Below are 8,090 nucleotides of genomic sequence, written 5' to 3'. Positions count from 1 at the left end.
AAGAACAAAGCGGGTGCTACGAGCCGCTCCAGAGACAAGCAAGCAGCTTAAACGCCAAGCTAGGGCCTGTGGTGACTCACCCCTCGCGTGCAGATGGCTATAGTGTCGCCTACTCCCTGTAGTTGCGACATTGCTGCTGCGTGCCGTGTAACGACCCTTTTGGTGCGTGTCTTCGACCTGAGAGAGGCTGTCGGTATGTCAGGTGAGTCCGGTGGGAATCCGATCGAGGGCTATGAGGGCGCTCAGTTGGCTGAGGCTTTGGCCGAGTCCATGGCGGGGCTGGCCGACATGTTCGACCTGATCATGGAGGACGCCGAGACCGTCGCCCAGCGGGACGAGGTCTCCTCGGCGCTACGGGCGTACAAGGAGGAGTACGGCCCGGCCATCGTCGAGGTGCAGGAACACGGTCTGCAGCTCGCCGAGAACATCCAGGCGGGTGCCTCAGAGATCGCCCGGAATGACCAGGAGGCCGCCGGAGACTACCAGACCCCCTGGGACCTCGGCGTGAACCTGCAAGTCAACTTCTGACCCGCCAGCCCTGCCTGGCCACCCCTTCCCCCGCCACCCCCTCCCCCTGACAGCAGAGCGAACGATGGCCTCCTTCGACATCTCCTTCCTGGCCCGAACCACGTCCGCGAACCCCGAGGCGATCCGAACCCGAGCAGAGGAGCTGGACACCCTCCAGTCCCGACTCCTGGGCAGGGCGGACGACCTCGACGCCGACTTCAACGACACGGCCACCCAGTTCACCGACCTCATGGCCTGGAACATCCAGGCCCAGTCCGCCGAGGAACTCCAGCTGTGGCGGGACGCCGGAACGGCGATCGTCTACGCCTCCTCCATGATCGAGATGTGGGCGCGGTACGTGGAGGACTTCAAGGAGGAACGCTCGGCGCAGATGTCGGAGTGGTGGGAGTTCCTCAGGACGAAGCGGGCCGAGATCCCGGACAAGTACCAGGGCCAGACCATCACCGCGACCTACCCGGAGCGGGAGGGGCTGGGCTGGTTCGGTGACGAGAACAAGTGCCGTGACATCTACGACGAGGTCGTTGCCAAGGTGGCGGACCTGGAGGAACGGGAGCGCACCAACTATCAGGCGTTCGAGGACAACGCTGACGAGGTCGCCGACAAGCTGCGGCAGGGGCCCACGAAGGCCAACGTTCAGGCGCTCATCGATGCGGGGATCAACTCCTTCGCCTTCTACAACCTCGACCCGAACCATTACACGATGCTGGTCGATGGCCAGGAGCTGACCGAGGAGAACGCAGAGGAGTGGGCCGAGGAGCTGGGGGACTACTGGTCCGGCGAAAAGCCTCTGGACGAGCGCTATCACGAGCTCATGCTGATGATGAGCATGATCAATGCCAACGCCATGCAGGCCCAGCAGGGAGGCACGGGCTATCGAGAAGAGGAGATGGACTTCCTCCGAGCCTTCTACGACAGCCTGGAAGAGGCGAACCCCAACGGCAACGGCGCGCTTGGATTCCCTGCGGTGATGGAGGGCGACCATCTGACCGACGAGGAGCGTGAGCACGCGCTCGGTGTGCTTGGTGACGGAATCCTTGCTCTGTCAGATCACCGCCTTGGCGGGGGCTACTACGACCTGCCCGAGAGCGTACGCAGGGCAGCCGAAAGTCCGGCACTTCAGTCCCCGAACTCCACCGAGATCTACATGATCGATGAGTGGGCAGAGGACGCAGGTGCCCTGGCCGACCTACTCCGCCACACGAACCCCCATCTGGAAGGCGGCACCGGTTTGTCGAGCACTCTGATGCTCTCCATGGGTCTCTACGCGGGAGGAACGGAGTCGAACTTTGATGTCTGGTTGAGCCAGGAGGACGCGGGGTCCCTTCTAGACGCCTCGACTCGGAACGACGACGCGAACCACGCCATTCTCACCGGTGACTTCGTCCATCCCAACTTCAAGGATGAGAACGGGGAGTTCATACCGAACCTCGTACACGACTCTGCGGAGGGCATGCTCGACCACGCGCTGACGTCGTTGTTCACCTTCGATTGGGACGATGGTGGTGAGTCGGTTCGTGGCCTGACCGACTGGATTGCTGAGGACGCCGCTGATCCCGAGGATCGTGTACCCCCGAACGAGAACTCGGAGGTCCGCTCGGAACTCTCCCCTGAGGAACAAAGGTCCGCTGAAGCTCTCGCGGCGCTGGTGGAGCGTATGGAGGACGAGGACTTCAGGGAGGCTATGTTCTCCACCGGCCATGAGGTCACGGGCGATGACGACGTCACGTGGCGTGACGTTGCCGCCGGTCACCTCAATCCAGAACTTGCTGACTCCTGGTCCGACGTCTTCACCTCCTACATGGACGTCTTCGCCAACACGGAGGGCTTGGGCGACACCGACGATGAAACCGATTACAGCACGCGCTGGGACGACGAACAGAACCGCGTGTATCTGAGTCCGGACGGTCGACGGCACTTCATGGAAATCATCATGGGTGATGCCGACGCTGCGCAGAAGACCTACAACGAGGTCGTTTACTACGGGGCGGAGACGATGGGGGACTTCTCCCTGGCCGACGGACCGCGGGACCACGGCGGGGCCAACTCCTACGGTTCTCTGCTCGGGTTGGTCGACGTGGCGTTGGAGAACGAGAGCGAGCGTCGGTCGACTGACAACACTGAGGCTGTCAACCACGCGAACAAGGTGCGCAACGCGGTCGTGGACACCATCGGTGGATTCGCCGGGGACAGGAACGTGCCCGGAGTCGTTGTCGAGGTGGCGAAGTTCCTAGCCAAGGAAGCCCTTGAGATCTCGGACAATCCACCTGCAGGTGACAGCATCGATACCGCGGGCGACTGGATGCCACAAGAGGACATGCAGCTTCTCGCCATCACTGCTCTGGCGGCCAACGACCCGGATGTCATGGACGCCCTGGAGGAACTCCACCCCGGCGCCGTCATGGGTGAAGGGGAGGACCGCTATATCCCCCTGGATCCCCATGAATGGGACATCAACGAGGAGAGCCAGGACGCCGCACTAGCCAATATGTACGACTATGTCGACGAGAGGCCGTGGGTCGATGGCGAGGGGAGCACGAAGAGCGCGGTCGATAACTTCTTGGGGACCCTGGGAATGGCGTGGGGCAAGTGGTGAACGGCGGATTCGTGATGGGTGTGACGGGACGAACCCGGTTGTTGACGGTGGTGTGCGCTTCTCTGCTTCTGCCTTTGGCCGGTTGCGGGCTGTCCTCAGGTACGGGGCATTCTACGAACGACGATGTTCGGGAGCTCGCCTACCCCGAGCGGGTCGAGCGGGTCGGTTGGGAGTGGGAGGTACCGGAAGGGGCTCGACTCGTCGATACCGTTCCGGTGCCCGTCGGCATTGCCGTTCTCCTGGATGACGGCTTCGTCGTGCTGGCGGGGGACACGGGTGAGGAGTTGTGGGAGTACCGCGCGGGGGAGGATGCCCGTGCGGCGTACGCATCGCACCTGGGTGACTATCTGGCTGTCGAGATCGAGGATCCCGAGGACGGTTCCGCATTGGTTGAACTCGATCCGTCCACGGGGGAGGTGCTGCAGGAAGTCGCGGTCGAGGAGGCCACCAGCAGTGACAGGGGGATCGATGAGGGGTCTTTCAGCCGGAACGTGGCCGATGGTGTGAGGGTTGCTCGCGACCCCTTCGACGATCCCGCATTGAGAGCGCTCTCACTGGAGACCGGTGAGGCCCTGTGGGTTCAGGAAGAGCCCCCTGAGTGCACCACGGTCGACGGTCCGAGCAGGGACACCACCGCAGCCAGTGTCCTTGGCGAGGTCGTCCTGGAGGGGTTCTTCTGCACCGGCGGTGAAGATGGCGCCGGTCTGCTCGGCCGGAACCTGGCGACGGGTGAGGAGCTGTGGCGGTTTGAGGAGGACTTCGGGCCCTCCGAGCCTGACCTGGGCGCCCCCGAGCGCCGTTACGATCCCCTCACTGATCGGTACCTGGCGGAGAGGACCCTGAACGGTCCCACTCGAGTGTTCGATGTGGTGACCGGTGAACTCCTCGGTGAGTGGGAGGGGGCGGTGATCGGTGTCCTGGAGGACGAGTCGGTCGTCGTCCTGTACGCAGAAGAGGGTGAGTACCGGAGGGAGGACCTGTCGGGGGAGGTCCTGAATGCAATGCCCATTCCCAGCGGGGCCAGTCGGTCGGAATACCCAGCGGTCTTGGAGGGTGGTGTTATCGGCCACGGGCGCGACACACGCGATCAGGAGGTGCAGGTGTGGTTCCACGCATGGGGGAACGATGGTGAGCCTTCGGCGATTGACGTGAGCGATGCGGCTCTAGAGGACGACAAGGCCGCTCTGTCCACCACCGCTGTTCCCGGTGCTGTCGTCCTCAGTTATTCAGAGGACGGTGACGAGGGGCGGGAGGTCCTCCTCGGGCTGACATGAGGTGGTAAGCGGGAACAGAGGCTTTGGTGGATGCCTCGTGCCCGTCGTGATGTCCTGCTGTGCGGCTGATAGGAACCCGCGGCCCGTATCTACTTCGTGCCGGGTGTGATGGAGCCTTTGATGGGTGCTGGAACTCGGACTCAATCGTTAGGGGTGCCAGTGAGGAAACCGGCGGGTGTTCCGTGTCGGCCTAGGTCATGCAGGCGTGCCAAGGCACTGGCCCGGACCTCCTCAAGCCCTACCACGGGGCTTCCCCCCGAAGTGTGGACACACTCTGATCAGGCAGCGAGCCCCAGGCTAACCGCCCGCTGCTCGTAGACGAGCGGGCTGAGCTGCCCGTTCGCCGAATGCCGCCGTCGGGTGTCGTAGCGGCCGATCCAGGAGAACACCGCCAAGCGGGCCGCCCTGGTGCTCGCCCACCGCTTCAAACCCCGCCCCACGAGCGTCTCCCGCTTGAGCGTGGCGTTGAACGCCTCGGCCGCGGCGTTGTCCGCGCTGGAGCCGACCGCGCCCCTGGAGCGCACCACACCCCATCGGTCGCACACCGCGGCGAAGGCCGCCGACGTGTACTGGGTGAGTTCAACCGGTCGTTGCAACACCGGGCTGTTGGAGTGGAACACCGCCCCGGCCAGGGACCCGCGCTCGGCCCGGGCCGCCTCCAGCGCGTCCGTGACCAGGTCGGTACGCATGTGATCGGCGATCGATCAGCCCACCACCCGGCGCGAGAACAGGTCGATCACCGTCGCCAGATACGCCGAACCGGCCTTTCTCCACGGGCAGGTAGGTGATGTCACCGACGTAGCGGGTGTTTGGCTCGGTGGCGGTGAAGTCCCGCTCCAGCAGGTCCGGGACCGGCTGGTCGCAGGGGGCGGGCACAGTGGTGCGCACCCTCTTCCTCAGGTGCAGGCCGACGATCCCGGCCTCACGCATCAGGCGGGCCACCCGCTTGTGGTTGACCCGGTGCCCCTGCTCCCGAAGCTCAGCGGTGATCCTCGGCTCCCCCATCGCCGGATCGGCCTCGTGGACCTCGCGGATCTTCCCTGTGAGCTGCGCGTCCCGTGCCGACCGCTCCTGGCGTGCGGATCGGCCCTTGTGCCAGGCGTAGAAGCTCGACCGGGACAGGCCCAGCACCGTGCACAGCCGCTTGACGCCAAAGACGCCCCGGAACTCCTCGACGAAACCGAAGCGGCTCACGGTCTCATCTCCTGCGCGAAATAAGCGGCCGCCCGGCGCAGGATCTCCCGCTCGGTCTTGAGTTCGGCGTTCTCCTTGAGCAGCCGGGCGATCTCGGCGTCCTTGATCGCTTCCTCTGCCGCCCCGGGTGCTTCGGCCTTCTCCGCGGCCCGCACCCAGCTGCGCAGTGTCTCGTGGTTCACACCCAGCTCGGCGGCGATGTGCGAGATCGGCCGATCGCTGGAGCGCACCAGCTCGACCGCGTTGCGCCGGAACTCCTCCGGGTACTTGTAGGTCCCCACCAGGACATACTCCTCTCCTGGACTCTCATCCAGTGTCCGGTATGTCCACTACTCGGGGGGAACGCCCGATGAGCGACGCCAGTTCCGCACCGTCCGCCGTGACGAGAGCGAGGGAGGTGCGCGTGGTCGACGGCGAGCGACCTGACAACGATCACGAAGACAGGGTGCCGGAGCGGTTGTTGACGATCCCGGAGGCGGCTCGGGTGTTGGCAGTGCCCGAGTCGTGGTTGCGTGAGCGGGTGCGGTTGCGTCGGGTGCCGCATCGCAGGCTCGGCAAGCACGTTCGGTTCTCCAGCACCGATCTGGAGCAGATCGTGGAACGGGCCGCACAGCAGGTGGCCATCAGGAGGCGATCTTCCTATCGGTGGCCGCACGCACCGTACGGACAACAGGGAGAGCGGTAGAGCACCGGTGGGGCGGGTGAACACCCGCCCCACCGGCATATCCGGGGTCAGGAGATCAGGCGTAGGCGTCGTTCACCGTCGGGGTCGGTCCACGGCCCGGTGGGCGGGCCGTCGATGGCCTCGATCATGGTGTCGTCGATGTCGGTGACCAGGTGCCCGTACCGGTCCATCGTCGTGGTGATCGACGTATGCCCCAGGCGGCGCTGGATCTTGAACACGTGCACGTCCTTGTCGATCAGCCACGCCACATGGGTGTGCCGCAGGTCGTGGATACGCGGCTTCTTCCCCAACCCCCGCTTCTGGGCTTCCTTGACCCCGGGTACCCACCTGCGCCCGTAGAACGAGCTGTGTCGCCACCAGGATCCCTGCTTGGTGGTGAACACGAACTTCTCCGGTCCCTTGCCCTCCAAGCGGGGGCGGATGAGGTCGATGGTGCCGGGGGAGAGCGGGATGCGCCTGCGCGAGCTGCGGGTCTTGGGCGCACCCAGCTTGAAGGTGTTGTCGCTCTGGCGCTTCCACGCCCGCCGCACGTCCAGATAACCGCGCACCTGCGGCACCCCGCCCGGGCCGATGGTTCGGGTGAGGGTGATGTCGCGGACCTGGAGCGCGGTGAGTTCGCTGTAGCGCATCCCGGTGCGCACGAACACCTCCACCATGTCGCGGACGTCCTCGGCCATGGAGTCCCGCAGCAGCGTGAGCTCCTCGCGGGTGAGGAAGCACATCTCCCAGTCACCCTCGCCGTCGTCGATACGGGGTAGGCGGGTGCGCGAGGCCGGGTTCGACGGGCGTAGGGGTGGGTCTTCTCGGACGGCGGCCTCGCAGACGGTGAACAGCAGGGCGTGCAGGTTGTGGATCGACTTGGGGGACAGGGGTTTGCGCAGCCATCCCGGTTCCTTCTTGCGGCCTCGGCTGGGTGAGTCGGTCCGGTACGGGGCCGTGGGGTCGGGAGTGCCGATGCGCAGCTGGTTGACCCAGGCCCGCACGTCCTTGGGTTTGAGCTGGGACGTGTCGCGCAGGTTCACCTGCCCGAAGTGGGGGAGCAGGTGGTTGGTGAGGTCGCGGTGGTAGTCGGCGCGGGTGCGTTCCTCGATGCCGGTCATCGAGTCGATGAGTTCGCGGGCGAAGTCGGCGAACAGCACCGGATCCTCTTCGGGATCATCGTCCTCCTCGTCGGCCTTGACCCAGCCGTGGCCGGGGACCCACCCCTCAGCCCACCCCTGCCGGGGGATCCAGTTCTCCGGCCACTGATGGCCCGCTGCTTCGACGTGGAGTTTGAAGGTGTGGGCGTCGGCGTGGACGTCGAACGGCTCGGACTGGGGCGCTCCGCCACGTGTGCCGCCCAGGTGCCATTTGACCCAGTAGCGGGTGCGCCCGTCGGCCAGTGTGCGCTGGTTGATGGTTGCCATGGGGGGACCATCGCTTGGGTGGGCGGCGAAGCGAAGGGAATCGGCGAAAGATCTTCGAGAACCTTCGACCCGGGCGCCACTATGGTCGTTTCGTGCGCATGTATCCCGGGATGTCGGGCTATTGCCCCGGCCTGTGCACCCGGGTGCACCCACGCCCGGGGAGTGAGTGACGGGATGGGTGGTGCGCACCCGCCGGGGGAATCTTTGCCGCCGTGCACCCGCTGGTGCACCCCCGGCAACGCGAAAGGCCCTGACCGGCGGACGTTTCCGCAGGTCAGGGCCTTGTCGGCTCTGGGGTGAGTGACGGGACTTGAACCCGCGACTTCTTGGACCACAACCAAGTGCTCTACCGGCTGAGCTACACCCACCATGTCCGCCCGACCTCGCGGCCTTGCGTACATCCAGAATCT

At 65.3% G+C, this 8,090-nt stretch carries 5 protein-coding genes, 1 tRNA gene and 1 pseudogene; 4 read left to right on the top strand and 3 right to left on the bottom strand.

Features of this window, described 5'->3' with window-relative positions; translation table 11 throughout:
• The first annotated feature begins 246 nt into the window (after positions 1–246).
• From DVR05_RS22555 to DVR05_RS22545, 3 genes are all read left to right on the top strand, one after another.
• Positions 247–528 carry a hypothetical protein gene (locus tag DVR05_RS22555; RefSeq protein WP_369974571.1) on the top strand — a complete coding sequence of 94 codons (282 nt, stop codon included), beginning with the start codon at positions 247–249 and terminating at the stop codon, positions 526–528.
• A 64-nt stretch (positions 529–592) separates the two neighbouring features.
• Complete coding sequence (locus tag DVR05_RS22550; RefSeq protein WP_116247911.1) at positions 593–3,121, top strand: hypothetical protein; 2,529 nt, start codon at positions 593–595, stop codon at positions 3,119–3,121.
• Positions 3,118–4,395 (top strand): PQQ-binding-like beta-propeller repeat protein, encoded by a 1,278-nt coding sequence (locus DVR05_RS22545; protein WP_157982512.1) that lies wholly within the window; start codon positions 3,118–3,120, stop codon positions 4,393–4,395. Before DVR05_RS22550 ends, DVR05_RS22545 begins: the two co-directional genes overlap by 4 nt.
• Before the next feature lie 278 nt (positions 4,396–4,673).
• On the opposite strand, the pseudogene DVR05_RS22540 reads toward DVR05_RS22545, so the two are convergent.
• Positions 4,674–5,870: pseudogene (locus tag DVR05_RS22540) on the bottom strand (IS3 family transposase).
• Between the two features lie 68 nt (positions 5,871–5,938).
• Between DVR05_RS22540 and DVR05_RS27575 the strand changes: the two are divergent.
• Entirely contained in the window at positions 5,939–6,274 is a 336-nt protein-coding gene (locus tag DVR05_RS27575) for a helix-turn-helix domain-containing protein (protein WP_232832267.1), read from the top strand.
• Between the two features lie 47 nt (positions 6,275–6,321).
• Here DVR05_RS27575 and DVR05_RS22530 read toward each other — a convergent pair whose 3' ends face one another.
• Both DVR05_RS22530 and DVR05_RS22525 read right to left on the bottom strand, forming a co-directional pair.
• The gene (locus DVR05_RS22530; RefSeq protein ID WP_116247909.1) at positions 6,322–7,680 is read right to left on the bottom strand and encodes a site-specific integrase; all 1,359 of its coding nucleotides are present in this window, start codon (positions 7,678–7,680) and stop codon (positions 6,322–6,324) included.
• A 292-nt stretch (positions 7,681–7,972) separates the two neighbouring features.
• Positions 7,973–8,048: transfer RNA gene (locus DVR05_RS22525), tRNA-His, on the bottom strand.
• Positions 8,049–8,090 lie beyond the last annotated feature (42 nt).

The sequence above is a fragment of the Nocardiopsis sp. FIRDI 009 genome, assembly GCF_003386285.1.
In the GTDB taxonomy this organism is placed as follows: Bacteria; Actinomycetota; Actinomycetes; order Streptosporangiales; family Streptosporangiaceae; genus Nocardiopsis.
The sequence above is the reverse complement of the archived record's forward strand: the minus strand, read 5'-3'. Positions and strand labels throughout refer to the sequence as shown.

What these genes read in the sequence shown, in the direction of transcription:
- DVR05_RS22550 (WP_116247911.1), top strand. Translation starts at nt 593, where the DNA reads ATGGCCTCCTTCGACATCTCCTTCCTGGCCCGAACCACGTCCGCGAAC.
- DVR05_RS27575 (WP_232832267.1), top strand. Translation starts at nt 5,939, where the DNA reads ATGAGCGACGCCAGTTCCGCACCGTCCGCCGTGACGAGAGCGAGGGAG.
- DVR05_RS22530 (WP_116247909.1), bottom strand. Translation starts at nt 7,680, where the DNA reads ATGGCAACCATCAACCAGCGCACACTGGCCGACGGGCGCACCCGCTAC.